Here is a 15,207-nt window from a genome sequence, read left to right as displayed (position 1 = left end):
GCGATCGAAAGAGAGGCCGCACGATGCAGATCGGACTCCTGACCTTCACCAGCCCGGGTGGCACCGCCGCGATGGCTCGCAACGCCGAGGAGCGCCGCTTCGACAGCATGGTCTACGCGGACACGCAGAACCTCACCCCCGAGGTCTGGAGCCAACTCATGCTCGCGGCCGGCGCGACCGAACGGATCGAGCTCGGCACGGGCGTGACGAATCCGGTGAGCCGCGACGCGGCGGTGACCGCGAGCGCGGCCCTCGGCCTGCAGGTCGAGAGCGGCGGGCGGGTCGTCCTCGGGATCGGCCGCGGCGACTCCTCGATGGCGAAGATCGGCCGCAAGCCCGCGCCTCCCGGCGACTTCGAGACCTACGTCACGCGACTGCGCGCCTATCTCGACGGCGAGACCGTCGACCGTGAAGGCACCGAGAGCCGGATCGAGTGGCTGGACGGAATCGACGTCCCCTACGTACCGATCGAGGTCGCCGCGACCGGTCCGAAGGTCATCGAGCTCGCGGCGCGGAGGGCGGACCGGATCTGCTTCGCGGTCGGTGCGAACCCGGCGCGCCTCCGGGACTGCATCGCCCGCGCCCGCGCGGCGGCCGAGGAGGCGGGCCGCGACCCCGGCGCGCTCCGCTTCGGTGCCTACGTGAACTGCGTCGTGAACGACGACCGTGAGGTCGCGCGCGAGTCGATCCGAGGAAGCCTCTCGGTCTTCGCCCACTTCTCCGGGTTCGCCGGCATGGACATCGACTCCCTCCCCGAAGAAGTCCGCGGCGCCGCCCGCCACCTGCGCGAGTCGTACGACATGAAGAATCACGCGGTCTCCGCGGGGGCCCACGCCCAGGCCCTCGAGAACGAGTTCATCCACCAGTTCGGGATCGCCGAGCCGCCCGACGCGGCGCTCGCCCGGCTCGAAGAGGTCTGCGCCACCGGCCTCGACTACCTCCGGATCGTCCCCGGCTCGCGGGACATCCAGCCTGCCGTCGCAGCGCAGTCCATCCTGGCGATCAGCGAGCTGATCGAGAAGCTCCGCTGAGCGTGCCGCATCCCCCTTCCCCAAGGAGACCCTCTCGATGAGCGAACCCAGCATCACGGCCAACCTCGACGGACAGGTCGCCCTCGTCACCGGCGCGACCTCGGGCCTCGGCCGCCGCTTCGCCAACCTGATCGCCGACTGCGGCGCCAAGGTGGCCCTGGCCGGCCGCCGGGTCGAGCGCCTCGAAGAGGTCGCCAAGGAGATCGAGGCACGGGGCGGGACGGCCGTGCCGTTTCCGCTCGACATGACCGACGCCGAGGCGGTGAAGGCCGCGCCCGGGCGGGTGGAGGAGCTGCTCGGCGCGCCGGTGCAGGTCCTGGTCAACAACGCGGGCGTTCCGGACGCCCAGCGCGCGCACAAGATGTCCCTCGACCTGATCAACACGGTCTTCGACACCAATCTTCGTGGCCCCTGGATCCTCGCCTGCGAGGTCGGTCGACGCCTGATCGAGCTGAAGAGGCCGGGGCGGATCGTCAACATCTCGTCGGTCGGCGCCACCTCGTACTCGGGCATCGGCGCCGCGCTCTACTCCGTCACGAAGTCGGCGGTCATTCGCATGACGGAGGTCCTGGGCGTCGAGTGGGCGCGCTACGAGATCAACGTGACCGGCATCGCGCCCGGCTCCTTCGAGTCGGAGATGATGGACGGCATGCTCGAGCGCATGGGCGACCTGGCGCAGGCGTTCCCACGCAAGCGGATCGGAAAGCCGGAGCAGCTCGACAGCACGATGCTCTATCTGCTGTCCCCGGCCTCGGAGATGGTCACGGGCACCGTCGTCATCGTCGACGACGGACAGATGCCGCGCTGAACGCGCGGGCCACTGGACGCGTCAGGCGGAGACGACGACTAACCGATGCGGCGGATCGGATCGCTTCCGTCCCACCCGCCTGCGATCTCCCGGATGCGCTGGAAGAGCTTCCCCTTCGGCCCGCTCACTTCGGAGATCTCGACCACCGTCCCCGGATGTCCGCCGGTCTCGAAGTAAACGAAGCGCCCGTCGGAGCCGTTCACCTGACCGGCCTGGAGCTCCTCGAGGCCCATCCCCTTCGCCCGGGCGAGCTCGGCGTCGAAGTCCTCGGTCCAGTAGGCCACGTGTTGGAGCCCTTCATGACCCGCCGCCAGGAAATCGCGATACCCCGACGGCGCGTCGTTCCGCTGCTCGATCAGCTCGATCTGGAGCGGCCCCGAGTTCGTGAGCGCGATGCTCACCTCGAGATCCGACGGTTCGCCGCGATAGGTGAAGTGGTCGATCGGCGCCCGTTCGAGATAGAACCAGGGCCCGACGCCGATCACGTCGACCCAGTGGCGCATCGCCGCCTCGATGTCTCGGACCACGTAGCCGTTCTGCCGGATCTCTCCGAATCGTCGACTCATCTTCGCGCCTCCTGGGACGAGCTCGGATCGAGCGCGCCGCTCAGCTCGTCTCCGATCGGATCAGATCTGCCTGGTACTCGAGGTTGGCGATGCGCTCCTTCACCGTCCGGCCCTGCGGCGCGAGGCGGAAGACGTCCACCCCCGCGTCCCGGAACGCTCGGATCCGTTCGCGCACGCGGTCCTCGGTCCCGATCAGGTACGCCTGCAGGAGCATCTCGTCGGGAACCGCAGCGATCGCCGCCTTCTTGTCACCACCGATCCAGAGCCGCTGCACTTCCTTCGACACCTCTTCCCACCCGCTCCGGCAGTAGGCGTCGTTGTAGAAGTTCGTCCTCGCCGAGCCCATCGCACCCAGCGTGAAGGCCATCCCCTGCCGGGTACGATCGAGCAGGCCCTCGACGTCGTCGGAGACCGCGACCATCGAGTTCACCTCGATCTCGATGTCGTCGAGCGAGCGTCCGGCGCGCTCGGCACCCTTTGCAATATGTGCGAGATGGGCGTCGGCTTGCTCGGGAATGAACGACGTCCCGAGCCAACCGTCGGCGATCTCCCCGGTCATCTCGAGCGACTTCACCCCGAGCGTCGCCAGGTAGATCGGGATCCGCTTCGGCGGCATCGACAGGCGGAGCGCCTTCCCCTCTCCACCGGGGCGCGGCAGCACGAGATGCTCGCCGTCGATCCGGAGGCGCTCCCCCGCCGTCGCCATCCGCACGATTTCGACGTACTCGCGCATCCGGGACATCGGCTTCGCGAAGGGCAGCCCGTGGAGGCCCTCGACGACCTGCGGACCGCTCGCGCCGAGGCCCAGCAGGAATCGCCCGTTCGAGACGCGATCGAGGGACATCGCGGTCATCGCCGTCGAGGCCGGCGTCCGCGCGCTGATCTGCATGATCCCCGTGCCGAGACGGATCTGCTTGGTACGCCCGGCGAGCACGCCGAGCGCGACGACCGCGTCCATCCCCCAGGCCTCGGCGGACCAGACCGAATCGATGCCCATCGCGTCGGCGGCTTCGACGAACTCGAGCATCTCCTCCCAGTCGTGCCCGTCGTAGTAGGCGCTGCCGATCGAGATCGCGATCTTCATTCGTGGTTCCACCAGGCGGTGTCGGAGTAGGCGCGCAGGTCGATCTCGTGGGTCCAGCACGAGCGATGCTGCTTGGCGACGTGAAGATAGGTCTCCGCCATCTCGGACGGGAGCATCAACCCGTCCTTCTCACGCCCCATCGCGTCCCGCAGCTGCTCGAAGCGCTCCGGACCGAGGAGCTTGCCGAGCGTGTCCGGCGCATCGACGGCCCCGTCGATCAGAATGTGCGCGACGTGGATTCCCTTCGAGGCGAACTCGGCGTTCAGGGTCTGGCAGAGCATTCGCCGGCCGCCCATCGCCGCGGCGTGGGAATGCTGGCCCGCGTTGCCGCGGACCGCGGCCGTCGCGGAGGTCACGAGGATCGTGCCCTTCCCGCGCTCTTCCATCGCCGGGCAGACCGCGCTCGCCACCCGGAAGAGCGCGAAGGTCGCGAGCCGCCAGCCGAGTTCGAATGCCTTGTAGCTCGTCGCGGCGAGCGGCCGGCTCCCGATCTGTGCGCCCAGATTGAAGAGGACGACCTCGATCGGGCCGATCTCGGCCTCGACTGCTGCGACGCGGTCTTCGATCGTGTCGGGCTTCGAAGCGTCGAGGAGGTAGCCGGTCGCCGTTCCGCCCTCGGCTTCGATCTCCCCGACGAGTCGCTGGAGGCCTTCCTCGTCGCTTCGACGACAGAGAACGGCGTGATAGCCGTCGCGGGCGAAGCGCTTGCCGACGTTTCCGCCGATACCGGCGCCGGCGCCGATCACGAGACAGACGGGTTTGCTCATGGGAAATCCTCCTGATGGGGCACGATCGGATGGGTTGGAGCGACGGGAGATCAGGCGTTCTTGCGCGCCAGGATCTCCTCCTCGGCGTCACGGAGCTTGTCCTTCCCGAAGAAGATCTCGTCGTCGACGAAGAAGGTCGGCGACCCGAAGTTGCCACGCGCGACCGACGCGTCCGTGTTGGCGATCAGCTTCGCCTTGACCTCGGGGTCCTGCATGCCCTCGAAGAGCGCCTCGGTCGGAAGGCCGGACTCGTCGAACGCCGACCGGATCACTTCGGGGTCGTCCATCTTCCTCGGATCGGACCACATGTGCCGGTAGACCTCGTCGACGTAGCGCTCGAAGCAGCCGAGGGATTCCGCCGCGATCGCTCCGCGCATGATCTGGAGCGTGTTGACGGGGAAATGCGGATTGGAGTGGAAGCTCGTGATCCCGTGCTTCGTGAGGAAGCGCTGCATCTCGATCCGCTGGTACTCGCCCTTGTTCTTGATCCCGGCGAGGGTGACCGCCGGTGACGCGTTGCCCGTCGCCTTGAAGAGGCCACCCAGCAGGACGGGGACGTAGCGGAACTTCACGCCGGTCCGCTCTTCGACCGCAGGGATCACGACGTGGCTCAGGTAGGCATTCGGACTTCCGAAGTCGAAATGGAACTCGACGGAGGGCTCGGCCATGGATGCGCTCTTCCCTGGGTTCGCTGGGCTTCTTCACACGCGGCGCCCGCCGCGAACGAAGGGATCGGCCGGGCTTGTGGATCGAGACGCTAGACGATAAGGTTTTGTAACGCAACCTGTATTGCCGACCCGATCACGAGGAGCGGCCGATGTCCCGCAAGCGCTTCGAGGAGATGAACTGTGGCGTCGCTCAGGCGCTCGAGCAGGTCGGAGACTGGTGGACGCTCCTGATCGTCCGCGATGCGTTCTTCGACAAGACGCGCTTCTCCGAGTTCCAGGAGAGCCTGGGCATCGCGAAGAACATCCTGAGCGACCGTCTCCGCAAGCTCGTCGAGAGCGGCGTGCTCGAGAAGGAACGACTGCCCGAGCCCGGCGAGCGCTATGCGTACCGGCTCACGAAGAAGGGTCGTGATCTCTGGCTCGTCCTGACGGCCATGCGCCTCTGGTCCGATCGCTGGGTCTTCGGGGAGGACGACGTGCCGCTGGTCGCGCGCGAGCAGGACAGCCATCGCGAGGTCGCCGCGCTCCTCGCCGTGGACCACGAGGGCCGGCCGATCGAGCCCGGCAAGCTCGAGTGGGCGCCGGGACCAGCGGGCCGAAAACGAAAGAAGCGGCGCGCTAGCCTCCGGACATGAGCAAAGAGATCACCGTCTTCGTGGAATCCGAGATCCTTCCCGGCCGGGCGGACGCGCTGCGCGAAGTCGTGGGGCGGGTGATCGAGCACTGCGGCGCGACCGAACCGGGACTGCTCGCCTACGAGTGGTACGTCGACGAAGCCGCGTCCGAGGCCCGCGTCGTCGAGCGCTATGCCGACTCCGACGCCCTCCTCTTCCACTTCCAGAACTACGCCCGCTTCGGCGAAGCGCTCGCGGCCTGCAGGAAGATGAAGAAGTTGACGCTCCTGGGAGAGCCGAGCGAAGCGCTACGGACCGCCCTCGAGGCCATGTCGCCGCCGGTCTTCCGCCCCTCGGTCCGGCTCGAGCGTTGATCGCCCCGCGCCTCGACTTTCGTCGTCGATACACGCGAACGACCGTGTATTTCGGTCGTAGAAACCGTCGGGCGCGGGGGTTTCCTGCCGGCTAGTTCACGCCGCGAGAGGCGTCGCCCCAGTACTGCGCCCGGAGCACCTTCTTGTCGGGCTTCCCGACCGCCGTGAGCGGCAGCGCGTCGACCACGTCGACGGTCTTGGGCGCGTAGACGGGACCCTTGCGCTCCTTGACGAGCCCGATCAGCGTCTCCCCGTCGACCGTCTCGCCGGGACGTGCCACCACGATCGCCTTCACGGCCTCCCCCCACTTCTCGTCCGGGACGCCGATGACGGCTGCCGCGGAGACGCTCGGGTGGGTCGACAGCACGTCCTCGATCTCGCGCGGAAAGACGTTGAAGCCGCCGGACACGATCATGTCCTTCTTGCGATCGACGATCGTGAAGAAGCCCTCCTCGTCGCGGACCGCCATGTCCCCGGTCCGGAGCCAGCCGCCCACGAGGGTGCCCTCGGTCAACTCGGGCTGCTTGAAGTACCGCCGCATGACCGCGGGGCCCTGCACGCAGATCTCCCCGGCCTCGCCGTCCGGGACCGCGTGCCCCTCCTCGTCGAGGACGGCGACCCGCGCGCCCGGCATCTCGATCCCACAGCTCGAGAGACGATCCATCCGCGAGACGTCGTGGTGTTCCCGCCAGAGACTCGTCGCGACCCCGCCGCACTCGGTCTGCCCGTAGAGCTGGGCGAAGACGGGCCCGATCCGCTCGATCCCTTCGACGAGGCGCGACGGCGACATCGGCGAAGCGCCGTACATGATCGTCTCGAGCCGGCGGAAGTCGGTGGCGTCGAGCTCCGGATGATCGAGCACGGCATAGATCATCGTCGGCACGAGCAGCGCGAGCGTCGCCTCTTCCCGGACGACCTCGTCGAGCCAGCGCGAGGGATCGAATCCCTTCTGCAGGACCACCGTGCCCCCGGCCATCAGCGTCGGCGAGATCAGCATTCCCGCTGCGTGGGTGATCGGCGCGCAGGCCAGATAGCGACGCGCCTTCGGCAGGTCCCACCCGCTCGAGACCGAGAGGGCCATGTGCGCCACCGCCGCCTCGGGCAGCTCCGCGGCCTTGGGGACGCCCGTCGTCCCGCCGGTATAGAGAAGCCAGGACGTGTCCTCGGGCCCGTTCGGTCCCGGCTCGAGGGTCGCGGCTCCCACCGCATCGACGAGCGCGTTCAGGTCTTCGCCGACTTCCGAAGGGCCGAAGGTCAGCACCGTCTCGACGGCCGCGGACTTTTCGAGGAGCTCGCCGGCCCGCTCGGCAAAGCTCGGATCGATCATCAGGATCTTCAGCTCAGCCTCGTTGCAGGCGTACTCATGATCGTCGAAGGAGCCGAGCGGGTGGAGCGCCGTGTAGCGACCCCCGGCGAGCCCGGCGCCGGCTTGACCGAGCCAGACCTCCGGTCGGTTCGGCGAGAGGACACCGACCCCCTCCCCACGACCGAGTCCCTTCTCCTGGAGCACGCGGACGACCCGCGCGAGACGCGCCTCGGTCTCCCGATAGGTCCAGGACACGCCGTCCTGCCGGAACGCCTCCCGCGAAGGCCAGCGCCGGAGCGAGTTCACGATCAGCTCGCTGTGGGTGATCGGTCGGTGCAGATCGGTCGTCGCCATGGCCCTCGTCCTCCGGCTGGCTTCAGCCTGAAGAGATTGGTCCGTCCGCGGGAGGAGCGCCAATCGCCGAAGGGGCGATCTCCGTACTCGCCGTCTTCGTGGCGAGACGCCCGGTCGCCTAGACTCCCGGCCTCGTTTCCGGAACCCGAGGAGAAGCCCCATGCCCGGACCGCTCGACGGCATCCGCGTGGTCGAGGTCGCCAACTACGTCGCCGTCCCGGCGGCGGGAACGCTGCTCGTCGATCTCGGCGCCGACGTCGTGAAGGTCGAAGTGCCGTGGGGCGACTTCTATCGCTTCGCGACCCCGAAACGGAACGGCTACGACAGCGACTTCCCGCTCAGCGCCAACTATCAGATGGACAATCGCGGCAAGCGTTCCCTCGCCCTCGACCTGGCCCTGCCGCAGTCCGTCGAGGCGCTAGAGCACCTGATCGCCCGAGCGGACATCCTGATCACCAACACCCTCCCCGGCCGTCTCGCGAAGGTCGGCCTCGACGTCGACGCCCTCCGCGCCGAACACCCGGAGCTGATCGTCGCGCGCCTGGGCGGCTTCTCGCCCGAAGGGTCGCAGGCCGATGATCCGGGTTTCGACCAGACCTCGTTCTGGGCGCTGTCGGGCATGATGGACCAGCAGCGCGATCCCGATTCACCCCCCGCATTCTTCCGACCCGGCGTGGGCGACCACTGCGCAGCGCTCTCGATGACGACGGGGATCCTCGCTGCCCTGCGCCACCGCGACCAGACCGGCGAGGGGCAGATCGTCGACGTGAACCTCCAGCAGGTCGGGTTCTACATCGGCGGCAACGACAGCGGGCAGGCGCTCGCGACGGGCAAGCCGCCGCCGCGCCACGACCGACGCGCACCGCGCAATCCCCTCTGGAACCACTATCCGACGTCGGACGATCGCTGGCTCCTGCTCGTCATGATCGACTCGACGATCTACTGGAAGTCCTTCTGTCAGGCGATCGGACGCCCCGACCTCCTCGAGGACGACCGTTTCAAGGACCCGAAGGCGCGTTTCCAGCACAACCGCGAGCTCGTCGCGACCCTCGACGAGACGTTCCGGACGAAGTCGCTCGCCGGGTGGACGGCAGCCCTCGAAGGCCAGAAGGTGATCTGGGCGCCGGCGAAGACCGTCCTCGAAGCGGTCTCCGACGAGAAGACCCGGGCCAACGGTGTCTTCTCGACGATCGAACACCCGGAACACGGCTCGTTCCAGACCGTCGCGCCCCCCTTTCGCCTCTCCGAGCACGACATGCACGGCACCTTCCCGGCGCCGGACCTGAACGCGCACACGCGCGAGGTGCTCGAGGAAGCCGGGGTGGACGCCGCGACCGTGGAGCTGCTGGTCTCGGTGGGCGAGCAGTAGCGTCACCCCGGCCCGAGACGGGGCCTAACGCAGATCCGTGCGGAGCGTCCGCTCGAGCTCGGCGCGCATCTTCTCCGGGATCTCGATCGCGCGGCGCTCGTCGAGATGGAGGGCGATGTCGACGACGTCGTTCGCGAGGAGCGGCCGACCCGAATCGAGGTCGAAGACCCAGTAGCGGCGCAGGCTCGTCTTCTTGTTGAGCTCGACCGGCGCCCCGAAGCTCTGGATCCGCGTCCCTTCGCGAAGCGGGGCCAGCCGGACCGACCGCATCTCGAGGGAGGCCCAGCCCATCCGACCGCCGCCCTCGAGGGGATAGACCGGGGGCCCTGCCTCGCTCCCGTCGAGGGGCTCGCCGCCCCACATGACGAAGGGACGGTGGTCGGCGGAGACGCGACCGGTCGCGTCGCAGATCTCCGCGTCGATCACCCGCGGCTTGCGCACCGCCATCCCATGCTCGAGCGCGTCTTCGAGGCTCGGAGCCTTCGCGCTCGCGTCGAGATCGATCGAGCGCGGGCGGCCGTGCTCGGGGATCACGATCCGGCGGGCCTGGAGGGCCGCGACGATCGCGTGGTCGATGATCGGCGGCTCTTCGAGGTCTGCGTCGGGGAAGCGGACGTCGTGCATGAAGGTCGCCGCGATCTCCTCGCGGACCGGGTTGCGCAGCTCGTGGTAGAAGCGGAGACCGCGCTCGGTCACGTCGACGAGACCGCCATGGACTTCGAGGGGCGCGCCGGCGAGCTGTTCGCGCTGGTAGCGCGTGTAGAGCCGCGGGAGGTCGTGGACGCCGGGCGTCACGCCTTCGACGCCGAGGCCGGCGAGGTCGATGCGCTCGAGCAGGCACGCCGTCGCTGCGAGGGCGCGCTCGCCGTAGTGGCGCACGTTCATGTGTCCCAGGGCGTCGATCTCGGAATCGAGGACGACGCTCTCGTGGAGGCGTTGGAGGTCTTCCATGACTGTCTTGCTTGTCGTCCGGGCGCGGGCACGCGACGCCGGGTGGCGAAGAGTCTCGGCGGGATCGCGCGCCGCGGCAACCCGCCGTGGGGGAACCGCGAGTACGCGCCCGGGGCGCCCGACGACGGCCTGCTGCGGCCGCTATGCTCGCGTCCGGCCCGGAGAAGCGATGACCCAGCGATTCCCGAATGAACGTTTCCTGAGCGGCAACTTCGCCCCGGTCCGGGCGGAATGCGACGCGCCCGATCTCGAGGTCGAAGGCGACTGGCCGGAAGAGCTGGCGGGCACCTTCGTCCGCAACGGGTCGACCCCCCTCTTTCCTCCGCGCGACAAGTACCACCTCTTCTCCGGCGACGGGATGATCCATGCCTTCGACATCGAGGGCGGTCGGGTCGCCTACAGGAACCGCTGGATCCGCACCGAGAAATGGAAGCTCGAGCAGGAGCACGGACGCGCGCTCTTCGGGACCCTCGGAAACCCGATGACGAGCGATCCGCTCGCCGCCGGCAAGCCCTTCAACGTGGCCAACACGAACGTCCTCTTCCACGGCGGCCGGCTGCTCGCCCTCGAAGAGGGCAACCCGCCCTTCGAGCTCGAGCGCGGGTCCCTCGCTTCGATCGGCCCCTACGACTTCGACGGCGGACTCGAAGGGCCGATGACCGCGCATCCGAAGATCGACCCCGAGACCGGCGAGATGCTCTTCTTCGGATACAGCGTCGGCGGACTCGGCAGCCCGACCATGAGCTATCAGGTCGTCGCGAAGGACGGGCGCCTCACGCGCAGCGATCGATTCGAAGCCCCCTATGCCTCGATGGTCCACGACTTCATCGCGACCCGGAACTTCGTCGTCTTCCCGGTCTTCCCCGCGACGACGAGCCTCGAACGCGCCATGAAGGGCGGACCGCCGATCGCCTGGGACGCCTCGCAATCGAGCCGTTTCGGCTTCCTGCGCCGAAGCGACCCGATCGACGCGATCCGCTGGGTCGAGACGGAGGCCTGCTACGTCTACCACCCGATGAACGCCTTCGAGGACGGGGACCGCCTCGTCGCGGACATGGTCCGCTACGACGGGGCACCGGGCTTCCCGACGCCCGACGGCGGCCGGCCCGCGCCGAAGGACGCGGAGGGGCGGCTCGAACGCTGGACCTTCGATCTGTCGGGATCGACCGACGATCCGACCATCGAGGTGATCGACGACCTCATCTCCGAGTTCCCCCGTCTCGACGAACGCTTCGCCGGCCTGCCCTATCGACACGGCTTCATGACCTCGACCGAGAGCCCGGAGGGCCGGAACGCGATCTTCGACCAGATCGCCCACGTCGATTTCGAGACGGGCGAGGTCGCGCGCTGGCACGCGGGCGAGGGCTGCCTCGTCGGCGAACCGATCTTCGTGCCGCGAGCCGCGGACGCCGACGAAGGCGACGGTTTCCTCCTGTCGATCGTCTATCTCGGCCCCGAGAACCGAAGCGACCTCGTGCTCTTCGACGCGACCTCGATCGAGTCGGGTCCACGCGCTCGGGCCAGGCTCGATCTCCGCGTGCCCAACGGATTCCACGGCAACTGGATCCCGGCCTGATCGATCGGCACGCGCGCTTTGGGAGCGAGGGCTTGCGCTGAATGACCGATTCGATCCCGCCGCGCCTACAGGATCTCGCGGATCAGCTCGACCGACTGATGACGCAGTCGAGCGCGAAGCCGACCCTCGTCTATCTGGACGTGATGGGCATCGGCTGGCCCATCCATTGTCTGCTCCGAGTCGCGGGGGTCGACTACGACTTCGTCCGGATGAGCCTGCTCGAGTGGTCGGCGCGAACCCCGGACGGCGACTTCTTGCTCAAGCCGCGGGTGCGCAACGGGCACCTGCCGCTCTTCGTGGACGGCGACCTCCGCCTGAACCAGAGCAACGTGATCCTCGCCCACCTGGCCGAGCAGCACGACCTCTTCGGCGATGCGCCGGAAGAGCGCCTCGCGGCGATGGAGGTGATGGCGCACGCCTACGACGCGCTCTTCCACTGGAACGGGATGCTGACCGTCAACGCAAAGGTGAACGTCCCCGACGACGTCGTACGAGACCGCCTCGCCGCCTTTCTCGGCGACGGCGCCTGGGGCGTTTCGGGCAACGGCTATCGAAACCACCTGAACGGCTTCCTTCACTACCTGCAGGCGAACCCGAAGGACGGCGGATTCATGGTCGGCGATCGCCTGTCCGTCGCGGACCTGCACGCCTTCAACGTCCTGGCCAACTGGTACAAGGCCTTCGACCGTTCGCTCTTCTCGAACGAGTTCCCGGATCTCGACGCGTACATCGAGCGCATCGCGACGATCCCCGCAGTGTCCGACTACATCCGGAACCACCAGGAACCCACGACCTGGATCCCCTTTCCCGCCTTCGGGATCGCCCTCACGAGCGCCGAGGAGACCCTCGGCCTGACGTCGGTCCGCTGAGGTGCCGCTTCCGCTCGTCCCGGAGGCGACGCGCGTCGTTGGCGCCTGCCCGGTGCGCCAGACGGGTCACCCGCGGCAGGAGCGGCGGAGACATCGCGGGGCGAGCGAGCGTCGATGAGCGAACGAAGGACCTACGGCACGGGCTGCTACCGCCGACGCATCGAGCTGCGCGCGACGGAAGCCGGCGCGCGCGGAGAGCTGGGGGACGACTTCCACCACTTCGCGGTGGAGATCACGCACGACGGAGGGTTCGTCACAGCCGTCGCGGGCGAGCCGCGCCGGATTCCGTGGACGACCTGCCCGGGGGCGCTCGTTCCGCTCCAGGCGATGAAGGGCGCGGCGCTCGACACCGCCATCCTCGACCTGGTCCGCCACACGCCGGCGAAGGCGCAGTGCACGCATCTCCACGACGTCACGTGTCTGACGATCGCGCACGCCGGCCGCGTCGCTTCGGGCGGATCGTGCGAGCGGCGGTACGACGTGACCGTCCCCGACCGCGTGGAGCGGCGCGCGGAGTGCCGTGTCGAGGTCGACGGGGAAGAAGCGCTCCACTGGTCGCTCGAGGGGATGCGCGTGACCGCTGCCTCGGACCCGTCGTTCGAGGGACTCGCGATCGGCTCCAGGCCCTTCCGGGAGATCCTCCGCGACCGCCCCACCCCCGACGCGATCGAGGCCGCCTGGATCCTGCAGCGCGCCGTCTTCATCGGCCTCGGCCGTCAACACGACTTCGACGCCATGCAGACGGCCCGCGAGTTCGCGGACGAGGTCGGCGGCGGCTGCCACGCCTTCGCGCCGGAACGCCTCGACCAGGGGCTCCGCGTGCTCGGCAACACCCACGACTTCTCGGAGAGCGCGGACGAGGTCCTCTCGAAGCCGCCGAACGCGGGAGCCGCAGCACGCTAGGCCTTCCGGCCCGTCGATTCGCCGGCTCGTGCAATCGACGAGGAGGAAGCCGATTCGCTCGGGCTTCCCCGCATCCGGATCCGTCCACGAGGTCGTCTCCGACCGGTCTCCAGTGGGTCGCCGGCGCGACCGCGCACCGATCGCCGGCGGCGAGCACCCCCGCCTCCCCCTGGGTAGGGCCGCACGAGCCGGGGAAGGCCAGGACCAGCGAGGCCGAGCTTCACGCCGGCGCGACCGCTCCTCCCTGGTTCGTTCACCCTGCCGTAACAGCTTCATCGTGTTGTCACGCTCATGCCACATGACCCAGGCAGGATTCCGCCCGCGCCGGACACGAACCCCCCATCGTGTTCCCGACAGCACAACCGAATCCCAAAGGAGGTGGAATCGTGATTCCCTTGTCGCCGCGACGGTTCGCGGCCTACGCGCTCTCGTTCGCGCTCTTCGCCGCTCCGGGCCACGCCGACGACGGCGTCCCGCAGCTGCTCGACGTCCTGCTCGAGAACGGCTCGATCAACCAGGAGCAGTACGACGCGCTCTCCGGCGCCGATGCGACACCGGACGCCGCGGATGAGCCCGGCGAGTCGGGCGAGCCCCTCCCCCCCGTGTCCGCGGGACACGGAGAGGACGAAGACGCCGACCTGACCGCGCGGATCAACGAAGCCGTCGAGGCGGCGATCGACGAGCGGTTCGGCGTCAAGGCCAGCTATACGAGCAAGGGCTTCCGACTCGAGACCAAGGACGGGAACTTCCAGACCAACCTCCAGTGGCGCGCCCAGTTCCGCCTGACCTGGCCCACCCGGAGCGATCCGCGCAACGTCTCGAGCTTCGGCGGAACCGAAGAGCTCACCTTCCAGGCGCGACGTCTGCGCATGAAGATCGGAGGCCACGGCTATCGCCCCTGGCTCAAGTACTACTTCGAGGTCGACCTCGAGCCCACGCGCACCAACGACAGCGGCAGCTCCGACACCCGCGTGATCGATTGGCGCATCGACATCGCGAAGTACAAGAAGATCGCCCTCCGCGTCGGTCAGTGGAAGATCGACTACAACCGCGAGCGCGTGGACTCCTCCGGGCGTCAGCAGTTCGTCGAGCGCTCGATCGTGAATCGCGTGTTCACGATCGATCGCCAGGTCGGCGTCAGCCTTCGCGGTCACCTCTTCGAAGGTACGCCCGGCGAGCTCCGCTACTACTTCGGCGTCTTCACCGGCGAAGGTCGCGGCGTCGCGAACGACGACAACGACGTGATGTACGCCGCCCGGCTCCAGTGGAATTTCCTCGGCCGGGACCTCGCGCTGCGCCAGACCGACGTCGAGCGGACCGAGAAGCCCACGGGCTCCCTCTCCTTCGGCTTCGCCGAACACACCGGTCGCTGCACGCGCTGGTCCTCGAGTGGCTGCGGCAATCTCCAGGCCTACGCGTCGCCGGCCGCGGCCTCCGACGGCCAGTTCACGGTCACCCAGGCCACCCAGGGATTCGCCTTCAAGTACCAGGGTCTCTCGATCCAGCAGGAATTCCACTGGAAGCGCGTCACCGACCGGTCGCAGGCCGCGTCCAGCGCCGCACGCGACACCCACTACTGGGGTGGCTACGCGCAGACGGGGTACTTCTTCAACGAGCTCTTCGACTGCGTCCCCGAGGAGCTCGAGCTCGCCTTCCGCTACGCGATGGTTCGGGAGCCCGAGCAGAACGCCACGGCGAACCTGCTCAAGTCCCAGACGCGCCAGGAATTCACGGGCGCGGCCAACTGGTTCTTCAGCGGCCACAACAACAAGGTCACGCTCGACTACTCCTACCTGACCCTCGACAACGACAACGCCACCACCGTCGTCTTCGGCAACACGGAGGACCACCGCGTCCGCCTGCAGTGGGACATCTCCTTCTAGGACGGCGCGGGCACCCGACCCGCCCCATCCACCGTCGGCAGCCACGCGCGGCTCGCCGGGTCCAGGCCCGGCGAGCCGCTTCGC

At 68.5% G+C, this 15,207-nt stretch carries 15 protein-coding genes; 9 read left to right on the top strand and 6 right to left on the bottom strand.

What is annotated here, in order from left to right; all coding sequences use genetic code 11:
• The first annotated feature begins 23 nt into the window (after window positions 1–23).
• Both NXI30_22595 and NXI30_22590 read left to right on the top strand, forming a co-directional pair.
• A complete protein-coding gene (locus tag NXI30_22595) occupies window positions 24–1,031 on the top strand; it encodes an LLM class flavin-dependent oxidoreductase (protein MCR9097021.1) in 1,008 nt (335 codons plus the stop codon).
• Window positions 1,032–1,068: 37 nt separating this feature from the next.
• Window positions 1,069–1,839: an SDR family NAD(P)-dependent oxidoreductase gene (locus NXI30_22590; protein ID MCR9097020.1), complete on the top strand. Its 771-nt coding sequence runs from the start codon at window positions 1,069–1,071 to the stop codon at window positions 1,837–1,839.
• A 38-nt stretch (window positions 1,840–1,877) separates the two neighbouring features.
• Here the strand turns inward: NXI30_22590 and NXI30_22585 are convergent, their stop codons facing one another.
• Genes NXI30_22585 through NXI30_22570 form a run of 4 tightly spaced genes read right to left on the bottom strand, consistent with a single transcriptional unit; the run spans window position 1,878 to window position 4,924 of the window.
• Complete coding sequence (locus NXI30_22585; GenBank protein ID MCR9097019.1) at window positions 1,878–2,405, bottom strand: VOC family protein; 528 nt, start codon at window positions 2,403–2,405, stop codon at window positions 1,878–1,880.
• Window positions 2,406–2,445: 40 nt separating this feature from the next.
• Window positions 2,446–3,489, bottom strand: a complete 1,044-nt coding sequence (locus tag NXI30_22580; protein MCR9097018.1) for an LLM class flavin-dependent oxidoreductase — start codon at window positions 3,487–3,489, stop codon at window positions 2,446–2,448.
• Complete coding sequence (locus NXI30_22575) at window positions 3,486–4,256, bottom strand: SDR family NAD(P)-dependent oxidoreductase (protein ID MCR9097017.1); 771 nt, start codon at window positions 4,254–4,256, stop codon at window positions 3,486–3,488. Before NXI30_22575 ends, NXI30_22580 begins: the two co-directional genes overlap by 4 nt.
• 50 nt (window positions 4,257–4,306) lie before the next feature.
• Window positions 4,307–4,924, bottom strand: a complete 618-nt coding sequence (locus tag NXI30_22570) for a 2-hydroxychromene-2-carboxylate isomerase (GenBank protein ID MCR9097016.1) — start codon at window positions 4,922–4,924, stop codon at window positions 4,307–4,309.
• A 149-nt stretch (window positions 4,925–5,073) separates the two neighbouring features.
• Between NXI30_22570 and NXI30_22565 the strand changes: the two genes are divergently transcribed.
• A complete protein-coding gene (locus NXI30_22565) occupies window positions 5,074–5,559 on the top strand; it encodes a helix-turn-helix transcriptional regulator (protein MCR9097015.1) in 486 nt (161 codons plus the stop codon).
• On the top strand, window positions 5,556–5,912 hold the full coding sequence (locus tag NXI30_22560; GenBank protein ID MCR9097014.1) for an antibiotic biosynthesis monooxygenase: 357 nt from the start codon (window positions 5,556–5,558) through the stop codon (window positions 5,910–5,912). The genes NXI30_22565 and NXI30_22560 overlap by 4 nt, the downstream gene beginning before the upstream one ends.
• Before the next feature lie 91 nt (window positions 5,913–6,003).
• On the opposite strand, the gene NXI30_22555 is transcribed toward NXI30_22560, so the two are convergent.
• Window positions 6,004–7,572 carry an AMP-binding protein gene (locus tag NXI30_22555; GenBank protein ID MCR9097013.1) on the bottom strand — a complete coding sequence of 523 codons (1,569 nt, stop codon included), beginning with the start codon at window positions 7,570–7,572 and terminating at the stop codon, window positions 6,004–6,006.
• A 160-nt stretch (window positions 7,573–7,732) separates the two neighbouring features.
• On the opposite strand from NXI30_22555, the gene NXI30_22550 reads away from it, so the two are divergent.
• Window positions 7,733–8,941, top strand: a complete 1,209-nt coding sequence (locus tag NXI30_22550) for a CoA transferase (GenBank protein ID MCR9097012.1) — start codon at window positions 7,733–7,735, stop codon at window positions 8,939–8,941.
• A 24-nt stretch (window positions 8,942–8,965) separates the two neighbouring features.
• Here the strand turns inward: NXI30_22550 and NXI30_22545 are convergent, their stop codons facing one another.
• Window positions 8,966–9,892, bottom strand: coding sequence for a thioesterase family protein (locus NXI30_22545; GenBank protein MCR9097011.1), 927 nt, complete (start codon window positions 9,890–9,892; stop codon window positions 8,966–8,968).
• A 169-nt stretch (window positions 9,893–10,061) separates the two neighbouring features.
• Here NXI30_22545 and NXI30_22540 point away from each other — a divergent pair, with 169 nt between their 5' ends.
• From NXI30_22540 to NXI30_22525, 4 genes are all read left to right on the top strand, one after another.
• Window positions 10,062–11,468 carry a carotenoid oxygenase family protein gene (locus NXI30_22540; protein MCR9097010.1) on the top strand — a complete coding sequence of 469 codons (1,407 nt, stop codon included), beginning with the start codon at window positions 10,062–10,064 and terminating at the stop codon, window positions 11,466–11,468.
• Window positions 11,469–11,509: 41 nt separating this feature from the next.
• Window positions 11,510–12,337 carry a glutathione S-transferase gene (locus tag NXI30_22535; protein MCR9097009.1) on the top strand — a complete coding sequence of 276 codons (828 nt, stop codon included), beginning with the start codon at window positions 11,510–11,512 and terminating at the stop codon, window positions 12,335–12,337.
• Window positions 12,338–12,451: 114 nt separating this feature from the next.
• A complete protein-coding gene (locus tag NXI30_22530; protein MCR9097008.1) occupies window positions 12,452–13,240 on the top strand; it encodes a DUF2889 domain-containing protein in 789 nt (262 codons plus the stop codon).
• A gap of 386 nt (window positions 13,241–13,626) precedes the next feature.
• Complete coding sequence (locus tag NXI30_22525; protein MCR9097007.1) at window positions 13,627–15,123, top strand: OprO/OprP family phosphate-selective porin; 1,497 nt, start codon at window positions 13,627–13,629, stop codon at window positions 15,121–15,123.
• Window positions 15,124–15,207 lie beyond the last annotated feature (84 nt).

This window comes from bacterium, from assembly GCA_024742285.1.
Taxonomy (GTDB): Bacteria; Myxococcota_A; UBA9160; order UBA9160; family UBA4427; genus UBA4427.
Note: the sequence above shows the minus strand (reverse complement) of the source record. Positions and strands in the feature narration are given on the sequence as shown.